Here is a 25,300-nt window from a genome sequence, read left to right as displayed (position 1 = left end):
TTGCTTCGGAACCTATCGCGCCTTGGTAAACTTGCGATAAAAATAGGGCGAATCCGCGATTATTCAAATCGAAAACTTTTCAACGACGGTGACAAAGAAATTGAACAATCAACCTTCGAAGCCGCTTGCCGACGGCCAGATCGTTCTAAGCTGGTCCGATTCCATAGCAACGATTACCTTCAATCGACCGGACAAAAAGAACGCGATCACGCACCAGATGTGGCGCGAAATCGTCCATGCCTTCGAACTGATCGACCAGGCTGACGACATTCGATGCGTGCTGATGATGGGCGGTGGGGAAAGCGATTTTTCCGCAGGGGCCGACATCGGCGAATTCGATTCAGCAAGACGCGACCCGCACACGGCCGAACGCTACGAACAGTCGAATTCCGATGCGTTTCGGGCTGTGCGCGAATGTCCCTTACCGGTTCTGGCCGTTATCAGAGGCATCTGTTTCGGCGGGGCGTTCGGCCTTGCCGCCGCCGCCGATCTGCGTATCGCCAGCCACACCGCTTCTTTCAGCGTGCCTGCAGGCAAGCTTGGCTTGTCTTATCCTGCGGATGCAATGGTAGATATCGTGGAGGCCGCGGGCCCGCAGTTTGCCCGCTACATGCTCTATTCGGCACGCAGGATAGACGCTGCGACGGCTCTCGACGCCGGCATTATTCTTTCGCTGCACGACGACCGGGACCTGGAGGAAAGCGCGCTGCAATTGGCTTCGGAGATCTGCGCGAACGCTCCCCTCAGCAACCGCGCGTCAAAGGCGGCGATACGCGCCGCGCTCAGCCATAGCGCCGACGATTTCCAAAAGGCCTCTGTTCTCGGAGCGTTGACGTTCTCAAGCAGGGATTACGAGGAAGGCCGGCTGGCTTTCCGCGAAAGGCGCAAACCCGTTTTCAGGGGAAGCTGAGTTCAAACCAGGACGTCCTGCTCCTCTTGAACGCCGACGCCGAAGACCTTCTTGTACCGTTCGATCTCTTGCGGCGGCCCCATGGCCTTGCGGGGATTGTCCGACAGCTTGACTGTCGGCCGCCCATCGGCGGAAACGGCCTTGCAGACGAGCGAGAACGGCGCCAGTCGGTCCCCGTCGACGAGCCCCCGGAAATCGTTCGTTAGCAGCGTGCCCCATCCAAAGCTGACGCGCGTGCGTCCATGGAAGCGGTTGTAGATGTCGATGATCTTGTCCGTGTCCAGACCATCGGAAAAGATCAGCAGCTTCTTTTGCGGATCCTGCCCCCGCGACTGCCACCAGCGTATCGCCATTTCAGCGGCGACGACCGGATCTCCGCTGTCTATTCGAATGCCGGTCCAGTCAGTCAACCAGTCCGGCGCACGGTCCAGAAAACCTTCGGTGCCGTAGGTGTCCGGCAGGATGATCAGCAGGTTGCCGTCATGCTCTTCCTGCCAGTTCTCCAGCACCCTGTAAGGCGCAGACGCCAGCTCCTCGTCACTGTTTGCCAGCGCCGCATAGACCATTGGCAACTCATGCGCGTTCGTCCCGATGGCCTCGACGTCGCGTCGCATCGCAATCAGGCAGTTCGATGTGCCGATGAACTTGTCGCCCAGACCTTCGAGCATGGCCTGCACGCACCAGTCCTGCCACAGGAAGGAATGCCTGCGGCGTGTGCCGAAATCGGCGATCTTGAGCGCGTCCAGACCACGCAGGTTTCCAACTTTCTCCCAGATCCTCGTCATTGCGCGCGCATAGAGAACCTGAAGTTCGAAACGACCCATGTCCCTGAGAACTGCGCGGGAACGCAGCTCCATCAAGACAGCGAGCGCCGGTATTTCCCAAAGCATGACGGCAGGCCACGGGCCTTCGAAAGTCAATTCATACTGATCGCCGCGGCGCTCCAGATGGTAAGGCGGCAATCGCAAATTCTCGAACCACTCCATGAAGTCCGGACGGAACATGTAGCGCTTGCCGTAAAACATGTTTCCGCGCAGCCATGTGCTCTCGCCCGGAGTGAGCCTGAGATCGCGTATATGGTCCAGCTGGTCGCGCAGCTCCTTCTCGTCGATCAGCTGCGCCAGAGGCACCTCTTTCGTCCGGTTGATGATGCTGAACGTGACCCTGGTGTCCGGATTGTTTCCGAAAACCGACTGCGCCATCAACAATTTGTAGAAGTCCGTATCGATCAAGGACCGGACGATCGGATCGATCTTCCAGTTGTGATCGTAAACTCGTGAAGCGATGTCCATGTTGCGCCTATTCAAACAGAACCGTCGTTCGTGAAGCCGAAATGCATTACATCCGCTACACGCGCGACTGACAGACCATACTGTCCGCGCTGCGTCAACAAATGCGCATGCGGCTACGACGTGGCTTCGCCTTGGCGCAAGTCACCGAGGAAATCGAGTATGGCCGCCTGAAACAGGTCATTGCGATCGCCAGCGACCATGTGACCGGCGCCCGAAACATCCGCAAGCCTGGCGTGCGGCGCGATTTCGAGAAACTCCTCGGTGTGCTCATCCTGAACAAGCTCCGATTGTCGTCCGCGAACCAGTAGCGTTGGAATGGTCAACGCGCGGGCTGCCTCGACCCGCTTCTCTTCCGTGGTGAATTGCCCGGGTTCAATCGGATGAGGCCCTGATATGAATGCCGGATCCCAGTGCCATCGATAGCGGCCGTCCTCTCCCCGCCTCAGGTTCTTGGAAAGGCCCGACAGCGATTTGGGTCGATTTCGGTTTGGCAGATAGGCGCTGATCGTGTCAGCCGCCTCCTCCAGGGATGTGAAGCCTTCATGGGCTCTTGCTCCCATGAAACCCAGGATCTTTTCGACGCCGTCCCGCCGCATCCGGGGAGTCACATCGACGAGAACAAGCCCTGCGAGCAAGTCCTGGCCGGACAGGTCCTGTGCGATCAGAGAGGAAATTCCGCCGAGCGACGCGCCAACGGCTACCGGCTTCTCCCCGTACTCCTTCCCGATCGTCTGGAAAAGGCGGAGCGCGTCTTTGGCGAAATCGTCGAAATTGTAGTGTGCGCCGTCAATCCAGTCACTATCGCCGTGTCCGCGTAAATCGACGGAAATCGCCGTCCAGCCGGCGCGGGCGACCGTTCTCGCCGTCGCTTGCCAGGCGTGACGGGTCTGCCCGCCGCCATGCAGGAAAACCACAGGCGGTCCGCCTGCCCCGAAGGTCGTCGCAACCAGACAGTTTTGATGGCTTCCGGTAAACTTGCGCACCCGCTCGACCGGTCGGGGCATATCGACTGCCTGGCCGCTCATCCGGTAAACTTGTCTCCCGAGCCGCCGGCCAGGAACTCCAGTGCGGCCGCCTTGTAGGTCTTGTCGCCGACGGCGAGCATATGGTCCTTGCCTTCGATGTGAAACACCTCGCCATGCGCCAGCGCCTCGGCGAATGGCTCCGGCGGTCCTGCAATGTCGTCCTTCGTTCCGGTTGCGACAAGAGCGCGGTGTTCGATCGTCGCGAGTTCCTGTTCTGTGAAAAAAGTACGAATTGACTGAATGCAGGCGGCGAGCGCCAGTCGATCTGACCCCGTCTGGTCGGCGAAGAGACGAAACCGCCGCGCCGGTTCGCCAGTGACGTCGTCAGCCGAGGTCGCCCGGAGACCGTCTGCGATCGATTTCCAGTCGAGGTTCGGCTCCAGGATGGCCGATCCGCGTCCGCCGAAAATGAGCGACGCCGCCCTGTCGGGATCGTCAAGCGCGAGTCGCACCGTTATCGACGCCCCCATCGAGTAGCCCATGACATTGGCCTGCGGAACAGACAGATGATCCAGCAGCGCCACGGAATCGCTCTTCATCTCCGCCAATGTATAGCGGTCGGGATCATGCGGTTTATCGCTCGCGCCATGTCCTCTGTTGTCGAGAGCAATCACCCTGTGTCCGGCGTCAGTCAGGGTTTTGACCCAACCGGTGTTGACCCAGTTGATGTGAGCGGTGGAGGCAAAGCCGTGAATCAGCAGGATTGGAAATGCGTCGCGCCGGCCTGCGTCGAGATAGGCGATCCGCAGATCGCCATTCGTGAAATGCTGCATCGGCAGCGCCTCTATAACCATATCGTCCAGACCCGAAGCATAAAACACCGCAACGCGATCCATTCGACATGCGGACCGTTTGCTTTTCTGTTTTCAAACCCAGCGGGCTTCGAAAATCAAGAGACAGATCGCTCGACGCGCATGAATGGGGTTGATCACAAACGGGTTTACCGCAAAAATTTGGACTTGAAGACGCGCCGGAATTTTGCGATCAGCAGGCGGGGCGATGGACCGCAGAAATGCATGCTTGAAACATTTACTCTTACGGAGAAATCCATGGCCGGACATACAATTCCTCATTTCCACAATGACGCTGGCCACACCACGATCGAGGTTGGAACGAAGGAATTCATGTGCGTCGGCGCCAATCCCCCTTTCGATCATCCGCACGAATTTCTCGATATGGGAGACGACACGGAAATCGTTTGTCCCTATTGTTCGACCCACTATCGCTATAATCCGCTTCTCAGCGTGACAAAAACGCTTCCGGAAGACTGCCTCTTCAACGCCGCAATTCTTTAAGGCGGAGTTGTCAGGGACGCGTCGGCCCTGAACGCAAATCAGACACGACGACTGTCCGAACGAAATGTACGGATACCCGTGAAGAACACAAAGCATATCGATATCGTTGGCGCCGGGATTGCGGGACTGACGACAGCGCTCGCCTTGGCCGAAAAAGGCCATACAGTCCGGATATTCGAACAATCTCCGGCGCTTGAGGAAATCGGCGCCGGCTTGCAGCTTTCGCCGAATGCGACCAGAATTTTCGACGCGCTCGGCCTGAGGGACGACCTTGCCGAGGTCTGGTATGAACCCGATCACCTGCAGCTTGTTTCGGGTCTTTCACTGCGCACGCTTGCCCGATTGCCCGTCAGAGCCATGTCACGTGATCGCTGGATGGCGCCCTACGCCGTCATCCACCGGGCCAGGCTGCAGGATGTTCTTCTGAATGCAAGCCGGCGCTACAGTTCAATCAAGTTCGAGTTCGGCAAACGGATCGAGGCGCCAGCGTCAGGCGGCGCCGATGTGACCGTGGGCGCAGACGGCGTCTGGTCTAGCCTGCGACGCACCGTTCGCGGGTCTGCGGAGCCTCGCTTCTCGGGCTACGCCGCCTGGCGAGCAACGCTGCCGATTGCGGAGCTTCCGAAGTCATTTTCGCACACTGACGTGACGGCGCTGCTTGGCCCCGGCGCGCATCTCGTGATCTACCGAATCGGTTCCGAGACGATAAACCTCGTTGCAACGATCCCCGAACATCGCAGCGAGAAAGGCTGGAACCTCAAGGGCGACGCCAGCCGTCTGCTGGCAGCATTCAAAAGGTGGAACGCGTCGATCGGAATTGTCCTGGCGAAAGCCGAATGGCGCCATTGGCCGATCTACGAAGTCGCAGATGCGTCCTGGCGGGGCGATGACAACACCATACTCATCGGCGACGCCGCCCACGCGATGGCTCCGCACGCTGCCCAGGGGGCGGCGATGGCGATAGAGGATTCCTGTGAACTCGCGTCCTGGCTGGACCGGACCGACATTGAAACCGCAACAGCCCTCATGCGCTTCGAGGCGCATCGCAGGCCCCGCATCCGACGCGTCGGCCAGCGCGGCTTGCTCAACAAGTTCGCCTACCAGGCAATGGGCCCTTTCAGGCTGGGACGCGACATCGTCTTCACACTCCGCGGTGGGGAGTCGCTTCTGGCCGACCTTGATTGGCTCTACGGCTACAGGGCCGGCTAAGGCGATGTTTCCGCCGGATCAGTGAAGGATCTGGCTCAGGAACAGCTTCGTGCGCTCGTGCTGCGGATTGTCGAAGAACTCGTCTGGCGCATTCTGCTCGACGATCTGCCCCTGGTCCATGAAGATCACGCGGTTTGCGACCTGACGGGCAAATCCCATCTCGTGGGTCACGCACAGCATCGTCATGCCTTCTTCGGCAAGGCCGACCATGGTGTCGAGCACTTCCTTGATCATCTCCGGGTCGAGAGCCGAGGTCGGTTCGTCGAACAGCATGATTCGCGGGTTCATGCACAGCGAACGGGCGATCGCCACACGCTGCTGCTGACCGCCGGACAGCTGGCCGGGATATTTGTGCGCCTGCTCCGGGATCTTGACCCGGGTCAGGAAATGCATCGCCGTTTCCTCGGCTTGCTTCTTCGGCATCTTGCGCACCCAGATCGGCGCCAGCGTGCAGTTTTCCAGGATCGTGAGATGCGGGAACAGATTGAAATGCTGGAACACCATACCGACTTCACGACGCACTTCATCGATCTTCTTCAAGTCGTTGGTCAGTTCGATGCCGTCAACAACGATGGTGCCCTGCTGATGCTCCTCAAGTCGATTGATGCAACGGATCATCGTCGATTTGCCCGAGCCGGACGGGCCGGCAATGACGATTCTCTCGCCACGCATGACCTTCAGGTTTATGTCGCGCAGGACGTGAAAATCGCCGTACCACTTGTTCATGCCGATGATTTCAACCGCGACCTCCGTGTCGGACACGGTCATTTTGGAACGGTCGACTTCCTCGATGGCTGGTTCTGACATTTTGTTATTCCCCTGTCTTATCTGTGTCCGGTGTCAAGCCGGCGTTCCATATAGGCTGAATAGCGCGACATGCTGAAGCAGAAGCAGAAATAGACGGCGGCAGCGAATAAGTACGCCGTCATCGACTGCAAGGGCGTCGCCCATGTCGGATCGGTGAAGCTCGACTGGATCATGCCGAGAAAATCGAACAGGCCGATGATCAGCACCAGCGTCGTATCCTTGAAAAGGCCGATGAAGGTGTTGACGATCCCCGGGATCACCAGCGTCAGCGCCTGCGGCAGGATGATCATCCGCATCATCTGCGAATAGCCCAGGCCAAGCGCCATCGCGCCTTCATACTGGCCTTTGGGAATGGCCTGCAGACCGCCGCGGATCACCTCCGCCATATAGGCGGCCGAGAACATGGCGACCCCGATCAGGGCGCGCAGCAATTTATCGAAGGTCACGCCTTCCGGCAGGAACAGCGGCAGCATCACCGAGGACATGAAAAGAACGGTGATCAGCGGCACGCCGCGCCAGAACTCGATGAAGATCACCGAAATCAGGCGGACGATCGGCATATTCGACCGCCGGCCGAGGGCGAGCACGATGCCGATCGGCAGCGAGGCCACGATACCGGTCACCGCGATGACCAGCGTCACCAGCAGTCCTCCCCAACGGTCTGTCGGGACTTCCTCCAGACCAAAGTTCACAGCACATACGATGAAGACCACCGCGAGACTGCCCATTGCGATGAGAATGCCCCGCACGATGGGCCGGGGATTGGAGTCCGTGCCCCGCGCAATGGCGACGCCGATACCGACGATTATCGCTGTCAGGATGATGTAATCGACCCAGAACTTCGCCGTAGAGGGCTCCATGATGAAGTTCGGCAACAGAAAACCGCTATATTCGAAGTGACCGCCCGTCAGCAGGACGAACGCCGCCACCGGGAAGATGATCAAAAGAAACGCGATGTTTTCCCGCTTATAGGGAAGCGACGGCACGAGCAACGGGATCAGGCCGATCGCGAACATCGCGAAGACCAGATTGACCCTCCACAGTTCGGCGCTGGGATATCGGCCATAGATGAACTGTCCCATATAGGCGCCGACATAGGCCCAGCAACCGCCGACCCATCCGTCCGGCTGGACGCCGCCCTGGGCGATCGTCGTGCACTGCTCCCTGCCCTCGGCGGTCCACACGCCGTTGATGAACACGAATTCAATCAAGGGCGGCACGAAGAGAACGATGATGAGGATGGCCAGCAGCGTCAGGATCGCGTTGTACCAGGGATAGAGCAGATTGGCTCTGACCCAGGCGACGATGCCCGTCGAGGTGATCGGCGGGGTTTCCTCGCCGAGCATCTCGGTTCTGACATAGGCGGTGGATTTCGTTGATGTCGACATGACCCTACCTCTCCACCAGCGCCATTCGCGCATTGTACCAGTTCATGAAGGCCGATGTGAGCAACGATATGCCCAGATAGGTCAGCATGGTCATCAGCAGGATCTCGACGGCCTGGCCGGTCTGGTTGAGCGCCGTTCCGCCAAATACAGACACGAGGTCCGGATAGGCGATCGCGACGGCCAGGGACGAGTTTTTCGTCAGATTGAGATACTGGCTGGTCAGCGGCGGGATGATCACGCGCATGGCTTGCGGAATGATCACCAGGCGCAGCGTCGGACCATTGCGAAGTCCCAGCGCATGCGCCGCTTCCGTCTGCCCCTTGTTAATCGCCAGAATACCGGCGCGCACGATTTCAGCGATGAAGGCGGCCGTGTAGGAGGTCAACGCCAACAGCAGCGCGATGAATTCCGGGATAATGGTGAAACCGCCGCTTGGCCGGAAGCCTCCGGCGACAGGCATGTCGAAGGTCAATGGCAGACCTGTGACGAGGAAGACCAGCAACGGGAAACCGATGATGAGCGCAAGGCCGGTCTGGAAGACCGGAAACTGCTGACCGGTCGCCATCTGCCGCTTTCTGGACCAGTTGGAAATGACGAAAGTCGCGATCAAACCGATGACAAAAGCGATTGACGTGAGGAAGAACAGATCGTCGGTGATCGGCAACGGCGCGAACCAACCGCGGTTGTTCAGGAGGCCGAGAAAGCCCAGATCCGCGCTTTCCCGCGGATGCGGCAAAAGCCTCAATACGCCGAAATACCAGATGAAGATGTGCAGAAGCAGGGGAATATTTCGGAATGTCTCGACATAGACCGTCGCGACGCCCCTGAGCACGAAGTTCGGGGACAGGCGCGCAACGCCAATGATGAAACCGAGGATCGTCGCCAGAAATATCCCAGTAATCGCAACGGCAAGCGTATTGATCAGACCGACGAGATAAACCCATCCGTAAGTCGATTCCGCCTGACTGTATTCGATGAAGGTCTGGCTAATGGCGAAACCGGCGGTGCGCCCGAGAAATCCAAAGCCGGATGCGATATTCTGCGCCGCAAGGTTGGCGAACATATTCTGTATGCCGACAAAGGCAAAGTACACGATCGCGACAAGAAGAACGGTCTGGTAAACCCAGCCCCTGATTTTCGGATCGTTGAATATTGCAACCTTTGGCTGACCGACGTCGTGTGAAACGCCCTGCAGAGCCATAGTTTTATCTCCTGCCCGAATCCCGCGATTATTCATGCGGCGACCGGGTTATGTAGTCCCCTCGCCCGCCTTTAGGGCGGATCGTTAACGTCTTTTTGAAACCGCCCGGCGGAGATGTTCCACCGGGCGGCTTCCTGTTGATTAGCGGATCGGAGGTCCGTACTGCAGGCCGCCATTGGTCCACAGCGCGTTCACGCCGCGCGAAATCGCAAGCGGCGTATCCGGACCGACGTTGCGGTCGAAGGTTTCGCCGTAGTTTCCGACTTCCTTGATGACGTTGTAGGCCCAGTCGTTCGGGATGCCGATCGCCCCGCCGAATTCACCTTCGGTGCCGAGCAGACGCTTGATCGCCGGGTTGGTGCTGTCTTTCATGCTGTCGACATTCTCGGAGGTTACGCCGAGTTCTTCAGCATTGAGCATGGCGAAGTGGGTCCACTTGATGATGTTGAGCCACTCGTCGTCACCCTGGCGGACGACCGGTCCCAGCGGTTCCTTGGAAATGATTTCCGGCAGAACGACGTGGGCGTTCGGATCCGTCAGCTTGAGGCGCTGCGCGTACAGGCCGGAAGCGTCCGTGGTGTAGACGTCGCAACGTCCAGCATCGTAGGCGGCGACAACTTCGTCGGCCTTTTCGAATGCGACCAATTCGTATTCCATGTCATTGGCGCGGAAATAGTCGGCCACATTCAGCTCGGTCGTCGTGCCGGTGTTCGTGCAGATCGACGCGCCTGAAAGTTGCAGGGCGGAGTTGATGTTCATGTCCTTGCGGATCATGAAGCCCTGTCCGTCATAGTAGTTCACGACGGAGAAATTCAGGCCGAGCGTAGTGTCGCGAGTCATCGTCCAGGTGGTGTTTCTCGACAGCACGTCAACTTCCCCTGACTGAAGCGCTGTGAAACGTTCCTTTGCCGAAAGCGGCGTGAACTCGACCTTCGTTGCATCGCCAAAGATAGCGGCGGCCACTGCGCGGCAGAAATCGACGTCCAGACCGGACCAGTTTCCACTGTCATCCGGGTTGGAGAAGCCGGGAAGACCCTGACTCACGCCGCATTGCAACGATCCTTTTTCCTTGACGTCTTCAAGGGTGGTGGCTGACGCGTAACCCGCCGTCAGGCCCAAGACCGCTGTGCCGACGATTGTCGACAGAATCTGTTTTTTCATTTTATACAACCTTTTCTGTTGCCCTGTTTGTCACTCCCAATAGGCCGCGGAACAATGATGTGTTGCCCTGAAGACAACCTCACGTCACATAACAGCCTTTGACAAAGTCATCACATTCCACAACCGCCCCTCTGGTCAAGCCCTTTAGCTCAAAAACCGACTTTTCCCTGAATAATTGACCAACAACCGGGTGGATCTTGAACTTTAGGCGCATCTTGCGCCCTGCCACGGAGCATGGCAGAGCACTCGGTGCAACCAAAACAGGATCAGCGCTTCCATGTCAGACAAGAACCGGGCCTCACAAAAAAGCATCAAGACGGTCATCACCCACGCCGGCAACAATCCGAGGGATTATTACGGTTTCGTCAATCCGCCCGTGGTGCACGCTTCGACGGTGCTTTTTCCCGATTCGGCGACGCTTGCTTCCCGCAACCAAAAGTATACATACGGCACACGCGGCACCCCGACGTCCGACGCGCTCGCCGATGCGATTACGGAGATCGAAGGCGCGGCGGGCACAATCGTGGTCCCGTCCGGGCTCGCCGCGATCACAGTTCCCCTTCTCGGATTCGTCAAAGCGGGCGACCACATCCTGGTAGTCGATTCCGTCTACAGCCCGACCCGCAGGTTCTGCGACACGATTCTGGCGAAGATGGGAGTGGAAACCACCTATTACGACCCGGAAATCGGCGCGGACATCGAAACCCTGTTCAAGCCGAACACCAGCATCGTCTTTACAGAGACGCCCGGTTCGAACACCTACGAGATCCAGGACATCCCGGCGATCGTCGAGGTCGCGCATCGGCATGACGCCATGGTCATGCTCGACAATACCTGGGCAACCGCTGTCTTCTACAAGGCGATGAGTTTCGGCGTCGATATCGTCGTGCACGCCGGAACGAAATACCCGTCAGGGCATTCGGACGTGCTGCTGGGCATGGTGTCCGCAAACGAGAAGTACTGGGACAAACTCTACGAGACTTATGTCACCTTCGGCGTATGCGCCGGACCGGACGACATCTATCTGGTTTTGCGCGGGCTACGCTCCATGGCGGTCAGGCTCGCCCACCACGAAAAAAGCGCGCTCAGCATTGCGGAAAGACTGCAAAACGTTGAAGGCGTCGCCAGGGTTTTGCATCCGGCGCTGCCCGAATTCCCGGGGCACGATTTGTGGAAACGCGATTTCAGCGGCTCAAGCGGTTTGTTCTCGATCGTACTCGACGGCGGCGACGCATCGACGTCGCGCTGGAAAAGGAAAGCAGACGCCTTCCTGGACGCTCTGGAGATCTTCGGCCTCGGCTATTCCTGGGGCGGCTTCGAAAGCCTTGCGGTGCCGGTGTTTCTGGGCGACAGGATCGTGGCGAAGCCGCCAACGGAAGGGCCTGTCATCCGTCTGCAGATCGGCCTCGAAGACACGGAAGACCTGCTTGCGGACATCATGCAGGGGATTGCCGCGGCCAACGCCGTTTCCTGAGATATCACTCAGTCGTAAAGAACCGCATTGCGGAAGCCGCGTTGAAGGGCGGGCAGCCGGCCGGCCGCCGCTGTCAACACGCGAAACAGGATTGCGCTGACGCCTGATTGCGACATCACGAATTTCCGCACGCCTTCGCTTGCCTTGATAACGTGCCTGCCGCGTGCATGGCGGCTCGCGCTGTAACCGTCGAGCGATCCGTCAACGAACCGTCTGGCGAATTCCGCCGCGTCGTCGATACCCAGATTCATGCCACGCCCGCCGACCGGCGAATGGCAGTGAGCAGCGTCGCCCGCAAGATAGACCGCGCCGACATTGTAACGGTCGACCTGACGGACAGAGATCTTGAATACGCCCTCGCGATGAATCTTTGTGACATTCATCTTTATTGGCAGCGCTGCAAGGGCGTTTTCAGTATTCGAGACGACCCTGTATCGCGTAGCTTCAAGCGGCACGACCACCGCCATTTTGCCATGACCCAGCCTGAAGGCGACGAAGCTCCTGTCATAAGGCCAGCCATTTGCGTCGACGTCTGCGATCGACCAGGTCTCGGGAAGATCGATACCACGGTAATCTACGCCAACCGCCTCTCGAACGCGGCTGTGGATGCCGTCGGCCCCGACCAGATAATCGCAAGTCTCCGTTGCGCCGTCTGCAAAGACCGCTTCAACGCAATCGCTAACCTGCCGAACATCGGTCAGTTCGCGAGCCCACTCCACGGCGACCCCGTTTTTTAAGAGACAGTCGCGCAGGATCGATTCGGTTCGGTCCTGGGCAAGCGCAAGAATGAAATCGCGATCCTCGCCATGCGGACGAAGGTGCACGGTCAGCATTTCCTGCTTTCCCTGAAAAATATGGGCGCTGTCGATCCTGACGCCTTCATCCAGCAATCGCGCGCTCGCGCCCGATGCTTCGAGCAGTTCCAGGCTTTTCGGCAGAATGCCGACGGCCCGAGAGAAGCCGGAACCTTCAGTGCGTTTGTCGACTATCCGGACATCGACGCCGCGCCTTGCAAGTTCGACGGCGGCAGTCAGCCCGGTCGGCCCTGCGCCAACGACCATCACATTCATCACAGCCCCCTCAGAATTCGCATCAGGCCTTTACATATCGCAGATCAACAAGCGGCAGAATGGCCTGGAAGCATGTTCTGCCCGCCAGACGTTGCTTGCTGACTGCTTAGCCTTTCAACACGCCTCCGGCTTCGGTAACCGCCTCCCGCGTATCCACATCTATGAGCGCGGCGTCACCGATATCGACGTCAATAACATCGAGGCCACTGGAGACGACGATGCTCCTGGCTCCGATGTCGCCTTCCAACTGGCCGATGGCGGTAAAAGTGCTTTTCGGTAAAATCAACGGATTGCCGCGCTTTTTCCCGCTGGCTGCGCGGACGACCGACTGGCCGCCGGCGTCACCAAAATTCTTTGCAAGAAGGCGAAGATCATCCGCCCTGACAAACGGCATATCGGCCAGCATGACAAGCATGCCGGACGTCTTGTCCGACAACGCGGCAAGCCCGGCGCGCAGCGAAGACGCCATTCCGTCCTGGTAATCCGGGCAATGGACCAGGTTGACCTCGAGCCCTGTCAGAGCTGCCTCGATCTCCGCAGCGCGGTATCCCGTCACAACATGAACCTTGCCAAGGCCGGCCGCCAAAGCTGTTTCGACCGTCCGACGGATCAGGGAAACGCCGTCAAATTCGGCGAGAAGCTTGTGCGGGGCGTCACCGGACGCCCCCTTCTGCATGCGGCTCGATCTGCCGGCAGCGAGAATGACCGTCTCCAAAACGGGTTTAAGCGCGCCGGGCGTTTCACCTGTCCGTCGGGGCGAAGGCCTGCTCGGTATCTCCGCCAGCAAACCGCCAACGCCCATTCCGACGATGACATCCGACGTGGGCGCTTCACCGGCGAGGATGCGGGCGAGCACCCAGTCGAAACCGTTTTCCTTGGGGCTGCGCGCGCATCCGGGCGCGCCGATGACCGGAATCTTACCAAGGCGCCCAAGCACCAGAAGATTGCCCGGATCGACAGGCATGCCAACGCGTTCGACTGTGCCTCCGGCAATCTCGATCGCCGCCGGTATCACGTCCTGTTCGTCCACCACCGCCGACGCGCCGAAGACGACGATGATCTCGCAGTCTTCCGCCAGCGTAAGAATGGCGTCCGCCACCGCCTTCGCGTCATGGGGCACGCGACGCTCCGTCTTGATATGGCTACCGGAGGCTGCGAGCCGCTGGGCGAGCAGACGCGCGGTTTTGTCCATGACAGACGTTTTAAGTGACGGCAGCTCTGTAGCGACCAGACCGACGGCGCGCGGCTCGAAAGGTTTGACGCGCAGGACCGCATCCCCTTCGAGGAGGGCAAGCGCTTCGGACAACCGGCTTTCGGCAACGGCAAGCGGAATGATCTTGATGGTCGCCGCCATTTCACCGGCCAGAAGGGTCGTGAAATCGGGCACGGTGGCGAGCGTTATCGCGGTGTCGATCCGGTTGAAGGCGTCGATCCGGTCGCGATCGACCCGGAACAGGCCATTCCAGCGCGCAAGAAGATTGACCCTACCGGTCGACGCCGGTTCTGCGGTCAAACCGGGCTCGACCATGGCTTCGCCGAGCCTGGTTGCGGCGGCGTCTTCTCCAACGTCCCCGGCGTCGAGCCTGGCCACGATGACTTCACGTAGGCCGGAGCCGCCAAGGAACGCGATTTCGTCCTCGCCAAGGACCGTACCCTTTCTCAACCGTCGCGCGCCCGCCTTGACGGAGTGCGCAAGCACCGCGCCTCGTGCTTCATCGAGCCCGACGGGACCAAATTTCACGGGGCGGCCGCCTTTCGCTTTCTGAGCGCCTGGATGATGTCCGCAAGAATGGCGACTGCGATTTCGGACGGGCTTGCCGCGCCGATATCGAGGCCGATGGGCGCGGAAATGCGTTCGATCTCCGCCTCGGACTTGCCTGCTTCGACAAGCCGCGCCACACGGGACGAATGCGTCTTTCGGCTGCCGAGCGCGCCGATATAGAAGCATTGCGCATCGATCGCCGCCAGCAGCGGGTAATCGTCAATCTTGGGATCGTGGGTCAGCGCCGCAAGCGCGGTATAAGCGTCCAGCGGATGGGCCTTGAGCGCTTCATCAGGCCATTCCGCCGCCAGATCGACATCAGCGAACCGCGCTTCGGTGGCAAAGGCCGTGCGCGGGTCGATAATGCGCACGTCGAAACCGGCAAGTTTCGCCATGGGCGCCAGCGCCTGGCTGATGTGGACGGCACCAATGACGACGATGCGCGCTGGAGGAAGATAGACATTGAGGAACTGTCTACGGCCGGCAATCTCGACCATCGACGATTTGCCCGAATTGAAAGCTCTGACGACCGCCTCTCCCAGTTCTCCGGATATGTCATCATGCTCCAGGACGAGTTGTTCGTCGTCGTCGTCAACGCCCGTGACGTGGATCACAGCGCGCCGCGCCGCCCGCTCCGCATTGAGTTTTTTGAGGAGTTGAAGATCCACCGCCTATACCAGCCTTTCGACAAAGACCGATATCTTTCCGCCGCAGGAAAGCCCAACCCGCCAGGCCGTCTCGTCGGCGACGCCGAATTCCAGCATCTTCGATTGTCCGGCGCCGATAACGTCCAGCGCTTCACTGACGACGGCGCCTTCGACACAACCGCCAGAGACGGATCCCTGGAAGTTGCCCTCGCCATCGATCACCAGATGACTGCCTACGGGTCGCGGCGCCGATCCCCAGGTTTGAACGACGGTGGCGATCGCAACCTCCCGTCCTTCCTGCTTCCATTTCTCGGCAATGGAGAGCGGATCCTGTATATCTTCGACATTGCTCATGAAAAATCTCCTTCGGATCAAGCCGCCTAAAGGAACCGCCGTGGATCCACATCGGCCTTGCCGCCTCCGTCCAGCGCTGAAACCAGATCGGATATGGCGTTAAGATTGTGCACGGCGCGGAACTCGTCAACATGCGGGAGCATCTTTCTCACGCCGCCTGCCCGCGCCTCGAACCCGTCAAAACGCAGCAACGGATTAAGCCAGATGAGTCGTCGGCAGGATTTGTGCAGCCTCTCGATCTGCGCTTCGAGATCATTGTCCACCTCCCGCTCCAGACCGTCCGTGATCAGCAGCACAACCGCGCCCTGCGACAGCACGCGCCGCGACCACAGACGATTGAACTCCTCCAGGGTTTCGGCGATGCGCGTGCCTCCCGACCAGTCCTCCACCGCTGCCGAGCATTCCTCCACAGCGACGTCGGGATCCTTGAAACGCATCTGCCGGGTGACGTTGGTCAAACGCGTGCCGAAGAGAAAGGTGTGAACCTTGCGGCGCTTCTCGGTGAGGAGATGCAGGAAATGCAGGAAAATACGCGTGTACTGGTTCATGGATCCGGAGATATCGGCCAGCACGACCAGCGGCGGATGGATCTCCCTGCGTTTTCGAAACTCGGGCAATATGATCGAGCCGCCGCGTCGCAGCGCGGTTCGCATGGTGGCGCGAGGATCGATATACCGCCCGTTCGACGCGCGTCGATAGCGGCGCGTTCGTACCATATCCACGGGCAAAACCATCCGACCGAGAGCCCGCTTGGCCTCTTCCAATTCGGCAGCCGTCATCTGGGCGAAATCAAGCGATCTGAGAACTTCCGTCCCGGAGCTCGATTGCCGCGCATCCACTTCGATCTCCGGCGGCGCGTCGCGCGACGGCGGATTGCGGCGGTTTTCGGCCAGCGCGTCATTGATGCGTGTTTCACCGGCGCGGGGCTTCTCGCGCGGCCGGTTGGGCGGCGCCACGGGTGAAAACAATTCCAGCATCTTTTCGACAAGGTCGCGCGAACGCCAGAAGAGCCGAAACGCCTCGTCGAACAGGACATGGTCCTCGCGGCGATTGACGAGAACGGCGTGCAGCGTCCAGTAGAAATCCTCGCGAGAGCCGATGCCGCCGGCGCGAACCGCTTCGATTGCGTCCCGAACCGCCGCCGGCCCGATCCGCATGCCGGCCTTACGCAGGGTTCGCGCGAAAAATACAATATTGTCGGCCAGCCGGCCGGCTTCCACTGCCTTGTCGGTTGTGGTCATCTCACTCTACTGCGCCGCGGACAGGTCGGATTTGACCTCTTCGAGGATTTTACGACCTTCGCTGCCCTCGATGCGGGCGATGTCGTCCTGGTATTTGAGGAGTGTTCCCAACGTGTCGGACACGGTTTCAGGATCAAGCGCCAGCTTGTCGAGTTCGGTCAAGGCAGTCGCCCAGTCTATCGTTTCGGCGACGCCCGGGTTCTTGAAAAGCTCGATCTCGCGCAACTTCTGAACATAGGCGACGATCTCGGCCGACAGTTCCTCGTTGCAACCCGGCACCTTGCGTCTGATAATCTCGAGCTCCGTCGCAGCATCCGGATAATCCACCCAATGATAAAGGCAACGCCGCTTCAAGGCGTCGTGGATCTCGCGCGTTCGGTTGGTCGTGATGATCACGATCGGCGGTTCCGCCGCCTTGATCGTGCCGATTTCGGGGATCGTCACCTGGTTGTCGGAAAGGATCTCGAGGAGAAAAGCCTCGAAGGCCTCGTCTGTGCGATCGAGTTCGTCGATCAAGAAGACGGGCGCTTCGCCCTCCGGCGCCGACACCGCCTGCAAAACGGGACGCTTGATCAGGTAGCGTTCGGAAAAGATGCCCTGTTCTATACTTTCGCGACTTGTTTCGCCGGTGGCTTCAGCCATGCGGATCTCCAGCATTTGCGCCGGATAATTCCATTCATAAACAGCAGACGAGATATCGAGACCCTCGTAGCACTGCAGCCTGATCAGCGGCCGGCCCAACGCCTGGGAAAGCACCTTGGCGATTTCTGTTTTGCCGACGCCCGCCTCTCCTTCGAGGAAGATCGGCCGGCGCATCTTGAGCCCCAGATACAAAACGGTGGAAAGCGCGCGGCTTGCGACGTAGTCCTGACCTTCGAGAAGCGCCTGCGTTTCATCGATTGTCGCGGGAAAGGCTTTGATTTCGTTTTTCGACATTTGACTACAAGGTTCTCCAGGTGCGCTCCAGAAACATCAGCGCCTGCTGGCTTTCGGTTTCACGCAAGCCGACCACTTCCCCGAACAGGATCATGTGTGTCGCGACGATCTTATGCTCAATCAGCCGGCAATCAAAAACAGCCGTGGCGTCCATCAGGGTCGGGCATCCGGTGACGAGCGTATCCCACCGAGCCATGGCGAACCGTTCTTCAGCAGTCTTGTTGTCGAATCCGGCGAACGCCGCCGCCATTTCCTGATGCTGAACCGACAGCGTGTTGAGCGCAAAATACCCCCTGTCGAGAAATATTCCATTACTCGCATTGGATCGGTTCAGGCAGACCAGAACCGTGGGAGGATTATCGGAAACCGAGCACGCCGCCGTCACCGTCACCCCGCGGCGAACGCCCTCATGCTCTGTGGTGACAAGCTGCACATGGCCGGCGTAATGCGCCATGGCGTCCCGATAATCCTGTGCGTTGACTGTTTTGCTGTCCAACAATTGCAATCTCCGACGCAGCCGCGACGTCCGCGGCGTATCGTCCTACATAAATGGATTGGCTTTGAATGAAAGCACCACAGGCGAATTTTTCTTTCGCCTGCAGCTGCGACAGCTCTTGTTTGTGGTCAGGCAGCCTGTTCGATTTTTCAACCCCTCACATTGACGAACGCCGCCTGCTCGTGTCCAAATCGAAACGGTGGACCAGCGCTGGCGACGGCATCCTTTCAGGCTGCTTTCGTCAGCGTCAGAATGAACGAACTCGTCAGATGCGTTCGCCAAACGAACAGGAATGCGCTCCGAAAGCCGACAACACATGGTAAAATTCAGGTCCAACAGGCTGCTGGCAGCGCTCCTTCTCGCCATCTTGATGGATCCAACCGGAATGGCGCATGCGCAATCGCGCCCACAAGGTCTGCGCATCGGCATATTCGCGCCTTCTGACGGCAATTTCTCCATTCTCGGCGAACAGGTCGATCAAGGGGTCAGAATTTTTGCCGATACGGCCCCCGGATCAATCGTCGACATTGTCGATGAACCGGACAATTGCGACGCCGAAAGCGGCGCGGACGCCGCCAGCGCGTTCGTCGAGGCCGGCGTGGACGTGGTCATAGGATTCCTGTGCATGGAGAGCCTGGCGTCGGCCCTGCCAATCCTGTCATCATCCGATATTCCGGCAATCACCCTCGGCGTGCGTTCCGAACTTGTTTCAGAAGACGCCGACCGTTTCGGTTGGGAGTTTTACCGATTGGCCCCGAGCGTCGCGGATGAATCAGACAAGATTGCCGAAACAATCGCCACGCAATGGTCGGGCAAGCCGCTGGCGCTCATCGACGACGGCACGGTCTATGGTCGCGAACTGGCCGAATCCGTGCGCCTGGCGCTCGAAACAACAGGCATCAAGCCGGTGTTCGTCGACAATTACCGTCCGTCGCAGGAAAAGCAGTTTCCGCTTGTACGGCGGCTCGAGAAATCCGGAGCAACACATATTTTCCTCGGCGGAGACCGACCCGATGCGGCGATTATTGCAAGGGACGCTGCGGAAGCCGGGCTGGAACTGACCTTCATGGGCGGCGATGCGCTGAACGCGCCGGATGCAGATCCGCCGCTTGCCAACGGCGTTTTCGCCGTCATGTTGCCCGGCGCCGAAACGCTTGACACGGCTGCCGCAGCCCGCGCCGTTTTCGAGAGAACCGAGACGCCCGCGAACGGATACCGCATACCGGCTTTCGCCGCGGCCCAGATCGCGCTTGCGTCCAAACGGTCCGCGGAAATGGCCGACACCAGCGTAGCGCAGGAAATGTCCAAAGGCGCATTCCGAACGGCGCTTGGGCCGATCTCCTTTGCAGCCGACGGCGACCGGCGAGACAATCCCATGCGCCTTATGGTCTGGCGGGATGTCGAGTTCGTCCCGGCTGACAGCCAGTAACCTTTCCGATCAGAGGTATTGCGTGAAACCCGGACCCTTCAATCTCATTACCGACGTCGACGGGTTGCTTGTGGGCAACGCCGACGACGATACATTGAAATCGGGCGTAACCGCCCTTGTCTGCCCGAAACCGGCGACAGCGGCGGTGCAGGTCCTCGGCGGCGCGCCGGGCACCCGCGAGACCGATCTCCTTGAACCGCACAACGCAGTCGAGCAAATCGACGCCATCGCGATTTCCGGCGGTTCGGCGTTTGGCCTCGACGCCGCGTCGGGGGTTCAGGCGGCCCTGCGCGAACAGGGCGTCGGCTTCCAGACCGGCGATTTCCGGATTCCCATTGTGCCCTCAGCCATTATCTTCGACCTGACCAACGGTGGAGACAAGGACTGGGGACGATATTCTCCCTATCGCGAACTGGGATACGCGGCCGTGCAAAACGCCGCAAAAACTTTCGACCTCGGGACGGCCGGCGCCGGCCACGGCGCGCTGACGGCGATCGTCAAGGGAGGCCTGGGCTCCGCGTCCTGCCGGGTGGGAGACGAGATCACCCTCGGCGCAATCGTCGCGGCCAATCCGATGGGGTCGGTTCTGGTTGGCGAAGGTCCGCATTTCTGGGCTTCGCCGTTTGAGATAGACGACGAATTCGGCGGCCTTGGCCTGCCAAACGAATTCGGCGCGGACGCCACCGATCTGCGTATCAAGTTCCGCAACCTGCAGCGCGGCCGGACCCCGCAACCTGGAACCAACACGACGATCGGCGTTATCGCAACCGACGCAGTCCTGACCAAGGCTGAAGCCAAGCGGCTCGCCATATCCGCGCATGACGGCTTCGCCCGCGCGATCTGGCCGACCCACACGGCCCATGACGGCGACCTGGTCTTCGCGATCGCCACTGGCGCGAGCGGACAGCGTCCGGATTCGGACCAGATGCTCGAAATGTGCGCAGCCGCAGGCGCGGTTATGGCGCGCGCAATCGCTCGCGGGGTTTATGAGGCCGTGCCGGCGCCGGGCGACGTCATGCCCGCCTGGCGAACCCTGTTTGGAGATTCACAGGACTGAATGGCGGTTTGTAACCGGACGGCCGAGGTGCTAGAGGCTGGGCCAAACACCATCAACAACCGAGCCAACCAATGAAACGCCCCGTCAAGATTGCTCCCTCCATCCTCGCATCCGACTTTTCGAGGCTTGGCCAGGAAGTGCGCGACGTCGTCGCGGCCGGCGCGGACTGGGTGCACCTGGATGTCATGGACGGGCATTTCGTGCCGAATATCTCCTACGGCCCTGACGTCATCAAAGCGCTGCGCCCACACACGCATGCCACGTTCGACTGCCACCTGATGATCGCGCCTTGCGACCCCTATCTGGAAGCCTTTGCGGAGGCCGGCTGCGACATCATCACGGTGCATGCTGAAGCGGGACCCCATCTTCACCGATCGGTCCAGGCGATCCGCGCTCTCGGCAAAAAAGCAGGTGTATCGCTCAATCCAGCGACACCCGAACACGCGCTGGAGGCGGTCATCGACATGATCGATCTGGTGTTGGTGATGAGCGTCAACCCCGGCTTCGGCGGCCAGAAATTCATCGGCGGCGTTCTCGACAAGGCCCGCCGTATCGACTCCATGATCGGCGATCGCCCGATCGACCTTGAAATTGACGGCGGCGTCACCCCGGAAACCGCCCCACTCGCCGCCGCGGCGGGCGTCAATGTTTTCGTCGCCGGCTCTGCGGTATTCAAAGGCGGGACTGAAGAGCACTACAAGAAAAACATCGACGCGATCCGCGCTGCCGCGACGGAGTGCGGCTGACCTCGTGGATCGCCGCAACAGGCAGCCATCGATCGGCGCCCTGGCCATCGGCTCACTCCTGTGGGGAACGGCGATGGCGGTGACTGTGCTGATCGATCTGCGCTTCTGGCTGGACGGTCATACGCTCAACACCAATGGCCTGGTCGCGCTCTATTTTGCAGGCGGACTCGCTGGCTTCTCGCCGGCTCGGCTCATTGCCCGGCGCATCGCCGCCGAAAAACCGTTCACCGCCCGTGTTTCAGCATCATTTCTGTGCCTCGTGATCCTGACGATCGCAGCAACGGCGATTGTCTTCGCAATCAGCTTTCAATATTCGAACGGATACTACCATCCGAGCGCCATCGGATGGATGTGGCCGTTCTATATCGCCGCATCGGGAATTGCCGCCTCTTTCCAGTTCCTCGTCATGGGCAGCCGCTACTTTTTACCCACCGGTATTCCGCTGCTTGCTTTGGCCAGCTACGCGTTGGCGAAAGCTTTGCGTTGAGATCGCGGGCGATATCTGCTAGCAGGCGGGCCGTTCCCTCCAACAACTGCAAGAACCCATGATTCCCAGATATTCCCGCCCTGAAATGACGACCATCTGGTCCCCGGAATCCAAGTTCCGCATCTGGTTCGAGATCGAGGCGCACGCCTGCGACGCTCTTGCCGAACTGGGCGTTATTCCGAAAAGCGCCGCTGCAACCATTTGGGAAAAAGGCAAAGCCGCCGAGTTCGATGTAGACCGGATCGACGAGATCGAGCGGGAAACCAAGCACGACGTCATCGCCTTCCTGACTCACCTTGCCGAGATTGTCGGACCGGACGCCCGTTTCGTCCATCAGGGCATGACCTCGTCGGACGTGCTCGACACCTGCTTCAACGTGCAACTGGTCAAGGCGAGCGACATCCTGCTTGCAGATATGGACAAGTTGCTGGAAGCAGTGAAAAAGCGCGCCCTGGAGCATAAAGACACGATTACCATCGGCCGAAGCCACGGCATTCACGCGGAACCAACAACCTTCGGCGTCAAACTCGCCTTTGCCTACGCCGAGTTCGAACGGTGCCGGACGCGGCTGGAAGCCGCCCGCGAGGAAATCGCAACCTGCGCGATCTCCGGCGCAGTCGGCACCTTCGCCAATATCGATCCGCGCGTCGAGGAGCATGTGGCGAGCGCGATGGGCCTGAAGGCCGAGCCGGTGTCCACGCAGGTGATACCGCGCGACCGGCACGCCATGTTCTTCGCAACGCTCGGCGTGATCGCCTCTTCGGTTGAGAGGCTGTCCGTCGAGATCCGCCACCTGCAGCGTACGGAAGTTCTGGAAGCCGAGGAATATTTCTCGCCGGGCCAGAAGGGCTCGTCCGCAATGCCGCACAAGCGCAATCCGGTGCTGACGGAAAACCTGACAGGCCTCGCGCGCATGGTGCGCTCCTACGCGATGCCGGCGATGGAGAACGTCGCGCTCTGGCACGAGCGCGACATTTCGCACTCCTCGGTTGAACGCATGATCGGTCCGGACGCCACCGTAACGCTAGATTTCGCTTTGGCGCGCCTGACGGGCGTCATTGAGAAGCTGGTCGTCTATCCCGAAACCATGCTGGCCAATTTGAACAAGTTCAAGGGGCTGGTGCATTCGCAGCGCGTGCTGCTTGCGCTGACCCAGGCCGGCGTCAGCCGCGAGGACGCCTACCGGCTGGTCCAGCGCAACGCGATGAAGGTCTGGGAGGATGGTAAGGACTTCCTGACGGAACTGCTGGCGGACAAGGACGTGCGCGCCGCTCTTTCCGAAGAGGATCTTCGCGAGAAATTCGATCTCGGCTACCATACGAAACAGGTCGATGCGATCTTCAAACGGGTGTTCGGCTGAGTTCGTTCAGCAAACTGATCAGAGACTATGAAAGCCTCCGAAGCAGATATCCTCATCGTCCCCGGCTACAAGAACTCGGGCCCTCAACACTGGCAATCGCGCTGGGAAGCCAAGCTGTCGACCGCGCGGCGCGTTGAACAGGAAGCCTGGTCCAAGCCGGTCTGCGAGGACTGGATGGAGAACATCCGCAAGGCGGTGGTCGAAGCCACGAAACCGGTCGTCATCGTCGCGCATTCGCTCGGCGTCGCGGCGACGATAAAAACCGTTCCGCAAATCGGCCATCTGGTCTCCGGCGCGCTGCTTGTAGCGCCTCCGGACGTCGCCAATCCAAAAATCCGGCCACGGCATCTTCAGACCTTTGGCCCCTACTCGCGCGATCCCCTGCCCTTCCCGTCCGTTGTCATCGCCAGTCGCGACGATCCGTTCTGCAGCTACGACGTCGCAGACGAGATCGCAGCCGCCTGGGGATCGCTGATGATGGACGCCGGTGAGGCCGGACACATCAACGACGAGGCCGGCTTCGGTCCCTGGCCCGAAGGTCTGATGGTGTTTGCGCGGTTCCTTGGGCGATTGCCAGGCTAGTGCCCCGAATCTGAAGTTCATTACATCCTGCAGCACGCTCTATTCGAACTTCAGATTCGACAAGGGCACTAGCAAGATAATGTTTCTAGTGTGGTTTACGGATTTGAAGTTCCTGTATGAGACAGTTGCTACAATGTAAGGAACTTCAAATCCACCACACTAGTATATCTGATCCCTGGCGGCCTTCATGACGTTGGTGACGCCTGACTGGAGCAAAGCCAAATCGGACGCGCAGGTGATCAGCCGATAGCCCAGCGCGTGGTAGAGACCGATATCTTTCGTCTCGGTGACGTAGACACCGGCGATCTTGCCCTTGGCAGTGATTTTTTCCGCGATCATTGCGATCACATTCTGAAGTTCTTCGGTTGCGGGCTCCATCAAGGCGCCGCCGGTCCAGCTTATCGACAGATCGGCGGGACCGACGAATATGCCATCGATGCCTTCAACAGCGAGAATCTCGTCGATATTCTCGAAAGCCTCGCGCGTTTCCACCATCGCCAGAGCGAGTGTCTGGCCATTGCGAGACGAGAAGTAGCTCTTTGGATCCGGGAACTGCGACAACACCAGGTCGCGAACGGGACCCCAGGACCGCTCGCCCAATGGCGGGTATTTGCAGGCCGCGGCGAAAGCGCTCGCCTGCGCCGCGGAATTGATCATTGGAGCAATCACCCCGTCGGCGCCGAAATCAAGGACCCGGCTTGCAAGATCCGGACGATCCACGGGAACCCGGACGAGAACCGGCTTTTGCGCCGCCTTGCAGACACCGATCGAATCGATCAGTTCCGATTCGCCGTAGGCGCCGTGTTGGCCGTCGAGGACAATGGAATCCACGCCGCTGCGCGCTAACAATTCGAGCGGTTGCTGCGCATTCATAACTGACCACAGGGTGAGGTTCGTTTCACCCCGTCTCAAGGCATTGGCTAAGGGCATCGTGACGGCGTCCGTTGCTGGCGCCGGTGATTCGATTTTACTCGGAAATCACCTGCTGTTTTGCGACCTGCATCAGCTCGTCCATCGTGCGCCGGATCTGGTGATCGGACTGGTCCACGCCGGCCGCGTCGAAATCGCCGCGAATCTTGCGGAAGACGTCAGCGTCTCCGGCTTCTTCGAAATCGGCAAGCACAACCTCTTTGGCGTATGCTTCGGCTTCATCACCCGCTTTTCCGAGGTGTTCGGCCGCCCATAATCCCAACAGCTTGTTGCGGCGGGCTTCCGCCTTGAACCGCAATTCCTCGTCGTGAGCGAACTTGTTCTCATAGGCGTCGCTGCGATCGTCCATACCGCTCATATTCAGATCTCCAGAAGTCTTCCAATTGGCCGTGGCATAAAGGTTGCCGGGTTTCGGTCCGACCTCATAACCGAATACCGGAA

Annotated in this window: 26 protein-coding genes; 10 read left to right on the top strand and 16 right to left on the bottom strand. The window is 59.6% G+C overall.

The window, feature by feature from the left end; genetic code table 11:
* The first annotated feature begins 100 nt into the window (after positions 1-100).
* A complete protein-coding gene (locus K1W69_RS04845) occupies positions 101-910 on the top strand; it encodes an enoyl-CoA hydratase-related protein (protein WP_220227188.1) in 810 nt (269 codons plus the stop codon).
* 2 nt (positions 911-912) lie between these two features.
* Here K1W69_RS04845 and pncB read toward each other — a convergent pair whose 3' ends face one another.
* The 3 genes from pncB to K1W69_RS04830 form a co-directional block, all read right to left on the bottom strand.
* Positions 913-2,202 (bottom strand): nicotinate phosphoribosyltransferase, encoded by a 1,290-nt coding sequence (gene pncB, locus K1W69_RS04840; protein WP_220227187.1) that lies wholly within the window; start codon positions 2,200-2,202, stop codon positions 913-915.
* 113 nt (positions 2,203-2,315) lie between these two features.
* Positions 2,316-3,227: an alpha/beta fold hydrolase gene (locus tag K1W69_RS04835; protein ID WP_258570809.1), complete on the bottom strand. Its 912-nt coding sequence runs from the start codon at positions 3,225-3,227 to the stop codon at positions 2,316-2,318.
* The gene (locus K1W69_RS04830; RefSeq protein WP_220227839.1) at positions 3,224-4,021 is read right to left on the bottom strand and encodes an alpha/beta fold hydrolase; all 798 of its coding nucleotides are present in this window, start codon (positions 4,019-4,021) and stop codon (positions 3,224-3,226) included. Before K1W69_RS04830 ends, K1W69_RS04835 begins: the two co-directional genes overlap by 4 nt.
* A gap of 255 nt (positions 4,022-4,276) precedes the next feature.
* Between K1W69_RS04830 and K1W69_RS04825 the strand changes: the two genes are divergently transcribed.
* Both K1W69_RS04825 and K1W69_RS04820 read left to right on the top strand, forming a co-directional pair.
* Entirely contained in the window at positions 4,277-4,522 is a 246-nt protein-coding gene (locus tag K1W69_RS04825; protein ID WP_220227186.1) for a zinc-finger domain-containing protein, read from the top strand.
* A gap of 78 nt (positions 4,523-4,600) precedes the next feature.
* Complete coding sequence (locus K1W69_RS04820) at positions 4,601-5,731, top strand: FAD-dependent oxidoreductase (RefSeq protein ID WP_370688180.1); 1,131 nt, start codon at positions 4,601-4,603, stop codon at positions 5,729-5,731.
* An 18-nt stretch (positions 5,732-5,749) separates the two neighbouring features.
* On the opposite strand, the gene K1W69_RS04815 is transcribed toward K1W69_RS04820, so the two are convergent.
* The 4 genes from K1W69_RS04815 to K1W69_RS04800 all read right to left on the bottom strand — a co-directional run bounded on the left by K1W69_RS04815 (position 5,750) and on the right by K1W69_RS04800 (position 10,288).
* Entirely contained in the window at positions 5,750-6,538 is a 789-nt protein-coding gene (locus K1W69_RS04815) for an amino acid ABC transporter ATP-binding protein (RefSeq protein WP_306308759.1), read from the bottom strand.
* A 17-nt stretch (positions 6,539-6,555) separates the two neighbouring features.
* Positions 6,556-7,926 (bottom strand): amino acid ABC transporter permease, encoded by a 1,371-nt coding sequence (locus K1W69_RS04810; protein WP_220227185.1) that lies wholly within the window; start codon positions 7,924-7,926, stop codon positions 6,556-6,558.
* A gap of 4 nt (positions 7,927-7,930) precedes the next feature.
* Positions 7,931-9,127, bottom strand: a complete 1,197-nt coding sequence (locus tag K1W69_RS04805; protein ID WP_220227184.1) for an amino acid ABC transporter permease — start codon at positions 9,125-9,127, stop codon at positions 7,931-7,933.
* A gap of 141 nt (positions 9,128-9,268) precedes the next feature.
* Complete coding sequence (locus K1W69_RS04800; protein WP_220227183.1) at positions 9,269-10,288, bottom strand: amino acid ABC transporter substrate-binding protein; 1,020 nt, start codon at positions 10,286-10,288, stop codon at positions 9,269-9,271.
* A gap of 277 nt (positions 10,289-10,565) precedes the next feature.
* On the opposite strand from K1W69_RS04800, the gene K1W69_RS04795 reads away from it, so the two are divergent.
* Positions 10,566-11,762 (top strand): cystathionine beta-lyase, encoded by a 1,197-nt coding sequence (locus tag K1W69_RS04795; protein WP_220227182.1) that lies wholly within the window; start codon positions 10,566-10,568, stop codon positions 11,760-11,762.
* A gap of 8 nt (positions 11,763-11,770) precedes the next feature.
* On the opposite strand, the gene K1W69_RS04790 is transcribed toward K1W69_RS04795, so the two are convergent.
* The 7 genes from K1W69_RS04790 to K1W69_RS04760 all read right to left on the bottom strand — a co-directional run bounded on the left by K1W69_RS04790 (position 11,771) and on the right by K1W69_RS04760 (position 18,268).
* On the bottom strand, positions 11,771-12,832 hold the full coding sequence (locus K1W69_RS04790; protein WP_220227181.1) for an FAD-dependent oxidoreductase: 1,062 nt from the start codon (positions 12,830-12,832) through the stop codon (positions 11,771-11,773).
* 106 nt (positions 12,833-12,938) lie between these two features.
* Entirely contained in the window at positions 12,939-14,573 is a 1,635-nt protein-coding gene (locus K1W69_RS04785) for an NTP transferase domain-containing protein (protein WP_220227180.1), read from the bottom strand.
* Complete coding sequence (locus tag K1W69_RS04780; protein WP_220227179.1) at positions 14,570-15,262, bottom strand: XdhC family protein; 693 nt, start codon at positions 15,260-15,262, stop codon at positions 14,570-14,572. The genes K1W69_RS04785 and K1W69_RS04780 overlap by 4 nt, the downstream gene beginning before the upstream one ends.
* Positions 15,263-15,265: 3 nt before the next feature.
* Positions 15,266-15,595, bottom strand: a complete 330-nt coding sequence (locus K1W69_RS04775) for an XdhC family protein (protein WP_220227178.1) — start codon at positions 15,593-15,595, stop codon at positions 15,266-15,268.
* A 26-nt stretch (positions 15,596-15,621) separates the two neighbouring features.
* Positions 15,622-16,836 carry a vWA domain-containing protein gene (locus tag K1W69_RS04770; protein WP_220227177.1) on the bottom strand — a complete coding sequence of 405 codons (1,215 nt, stop codon included), beginning with the start codon at positions 16,834-16,836 and terminating at the stop codon, positions 15,622-15,624.
* 6 nt (positions 16,837-16,842) lie between these two features.
* Positions 16,843-17,772, bottom strand: coding sequence for an AAA family ATPase (locus K1W69_RS04765; RefSeq protein ID WP_220227176.1), 930 nt, complete (start codon positions 17,770-17,772; stop codon positions 16,843-16,845).
* 4 nt (positions 17,773-17,776) lie between these two features.
* The gene (locus K1W69_RS04760) at positions 17,777-18,268 is read right to left on the bottom strand and encodes a flavin reductase (protein ID WP_306308758.1); all 492 of its coding nucleotides are present in this window, start codon (positions 18,266-18,268) and stop codon (positions 17,777-17,779) included.
* Positions 18,269-18,584: 316 nt separating this feature from the next.
* Here K1W69_RS04760 and K1W69_RS04755 point away from each other — a divergent pair, with 316 nt between their 5' ends.
* The 6 genes from K1W69_RS04755 (at position 18,585) to K1W69_RS04730 (ending at position 23,929) form a co-directional block, all read left to right on the top strand.
* A complete protein-coding gene (locus K1W69_RS04755; RefSeq protein ID WP_220227175.1) occupies positions 18,585-19,697 on the top strand; it encodes an ABC transporter substrate-binding protein in 1,113 nt (370 codons plus the stop codon).
* A 22-nt stretch (positions 19,698-19,719) separates the two neighbouring features.
* Positions 19,720-20,754: a P1 family peptidase gene (locus K1W69_RS04750; protein WP_370688179.1), complete on the top strand. Its 1,035-nt coding sequence runs from the start codon at positions 19,720-19,722 to the stop codon at positions 20,752-20,754.
* Between the two features lie 71 nt (positions 20,755-20,825).
* Positions 20,826-21,500: a ribulose-phosphate 3-epimerase gene (gene rpe, locus K1W69_RS04745; RefSeq protein ID WP_220227173.1), complete on the top strand. Its 675-nt coding sequence runs from the start codon at positions 20,826-20,828 to the stop codon at positions 21,498-21,500.
* Between the two features lie 4 nt (positions 21,501-21,504).
* Positions 21,505-21,987: a hypothetical protein gene (locus K1W69_RS04740; protein WP_220227172.1), complete on the top strand. Its 483-nt coding sequence runs from the start codon at positions 21,505-21,507 to the stop codon at positions 21,985-21,987.
* Positions 21,988-22,045: 58 nt separating this feature from the next.
* Complete coding sequence (purB, locus tag K1W69_RS04735; RefSeq protein WP_220227171.1) at positions 22,046-23,347, top strand: adenylosuccinate lyase; 1,302 nt, start codon at positions 22,046-22,048, stop codon at positions 23,345-23,347.
* A gap of 27 nt (positions 23,348-23,374) precedes the next feature.
* Positions 23,375-23,929, top strand: a complete 555-nt coding sequence (locus tag K1W69_RS04730) for an RBBP9/YdeN family alpha/beta hydrolase (protein ID WP_220227170.1) — start codon at positions 23,375-23,377, stop codon at positions 23,927-23,929.
* A 159-nt stretch (positions 23,930-24,088) separates the two neighbouring features.
* Here K1W69_RS04730 and K1W69_RS04725 read toward each other — a convergent pair whose 3' ends face one another.
* Both K1W69_RS04725 and K1W69_RS04720 read right to left on the bottom strand, forming a co-directional pair.
* The gene (locus K1W69_RS04725; RefSeq protein ID WP_258570808.1) at positions 24,089-24,859 is read right to left on the bottom strand and encodes an HpcH/HpaI aldolase family protein; all 771 of its coding nucleotides are present in this window, start codon (positions 24,857-24,859) and stop codon (positions 24,089-24,091) included.
* Between the two features lie 37 nt (positions 24,860-24,896).
* Entirely contained in the window at positions 24,897-25,217 is a 321-nt protein-coding gene (locus K1W69_RS04720) for a DUF1476 domain-containing protein (protein WP_220227168.1), read from the bottom strand.
* Positions 25,218-25,300: the final 83 nt, after the last annotated feature.

The sequence above is a fragment of the Flavimaribacter sediminis genome (assembly GCF_019492055.1).
In the GTDB taxonomy this organism is placed as follows: Bacteria; Pseudomonadota; Alphaproteobacteria; order Rhizobiales; family Rhizobiaceae; genus Flavimaribacter; species Flavimaribacter sediminis.
This window is presented reverse-complemented; position numbering and strand designations above follow the sequence as displayed.

Excerpts from the sequence above, each read along its gene's own strand:
- pncB (WP_220227187.1), bottom strand. The coding sequence starts at position 2,202 with ATGGACATCGCTTCACGAGTTTACGATCACAACTGGAAGATCGATCCG.
- K1W69_RS04835 (WP_258570809.1), bottom strand. The coding sequence starts at position 3,227 with ATGAGCGGCCAGGCAGTCGATATGCCCCGACCGGTCGAGCGGGTGCGC.
- K1W69_RS04830 (WP_220227839.1), bottom strand. The coding sequence starts at position 4,021 with ATGGTTATAGAGGCGCTGCCGATGCAGCATTTCACGAATGGCGATCTG.
- K1W69_RS04825 (WP_220227186.1), top strand. The coding sequence starts at position 4,277 with ATGGCCGGACATACAATTCCTCATTTCCACAATGACGCTGGCCACACC.
- K1W69_RS04815 (WP_306308759.1), bottom strand. The coding sequence starts at position 6,538 with ATGTCAGAACCAGCCATCGAGGAAGTCGACCGTTCCAAAATGACCGTG.
- K1W69_RS04810 (WP_220227185.1), bottom strand. The coding sequence starts at position 7,926 with ATGTCGACATCAACGAAATCCACCGCCTATGTCAGAACCGAGATGCTC.
- K1W69_RS04805 (WP_220227184.1), bottom strand. The coding sequence starts at position 9,127 with ATGGCTCTGCAGGGCGTTTCACACGACGTCGGTCAGCCAAAGGTTGCA.
- K1W69_RS04800 (WP_220227183.1), bottom strand. The coding sequence starts at position 10,288 with ATGAAAAAACAGATTCTGTCGACAATCGTCGGCACAGCGGTCTTGGGC.
- K1W69_RS04795 (WP_220227182.1), top strand. The coding sequence starts at position 10,566 with ATGTCAGACAAGAACCGGGCCTCACAAAAAAGCATCAAGACGGTCATC.
- K1W69_RS04790 (WP_220227181.1), bottom strand. The coding sequence starts at position 12,832 with ATGAATGTGATGGTCGTTGGCGCAGGGCCGACCGGGCTGACTGCCGCC.
- K1W69_RS04775 (WP_220227178.1), bottom strand. The coding sequence starts at position 15,595 with ATGAGCAATGTCGAAGATATACAGGATCCGCTCTCCATTGCCGAGAAA.
- K1W69_RS04770 (WP_220227177.1), bottom strand. The coding sequence starts at position 16,836 with ATGACCACAACCGACAAGGCAGTGGAAGCCGGCCGGCTGGCCGACAAT.
- K1W69_RS04765 (WP_220227176.1), bottom strand. The coding sequence starts at position 17,772 with ATGTCGAAAAACGAAATCAAAGCCTTTCCCGCGACAATCGATGAAACG.
- K1W69_RS04755 (WP_220227175.1), top strand. The coding sequence starts at position 18,585 with ATGGTAAAATTCAGGTCCAACAGGCTGCTGGCAGCGCTCCTTCTCGCC.
- rpe (WP_220227173.1), top strand. The coding sequence starts at position 20,826 with ATGAAACGCCCCGTCAAGATTGCTCCCTCCATCCTCGCATCCGACTTT.
- purB (WP_220227171.1), top strand. The coding sequence starts at position 22,046 with ATGATTCCCAGATATTCCCGCCCTGAAATGACGACCATCTGGTCCCCG.
- K1W69_RS04730 (WP_220227170.1), top strand. The coding sequence starts at position 23,375 with ATGAAAGCCTCCGAAGCAGATATCCTCATCGTCCCCGGCTACAAGAAC.
- K1W69_RS04725 (WP_258570808.1), bottom strand. The coding sequence starts at position 24,859 with ATGCCCTTAGCCAATGCCTTGAGACGGGGTGAAACGAACCTCACCCTG.
- K1W69_RS04720 (WP_220227168.1), bottom strand. The coding sequence starts at position 25,217 with ATGAGCGGTATGGACGATCGCAGCGACGCCTATGAGAACAAGTTCGCT.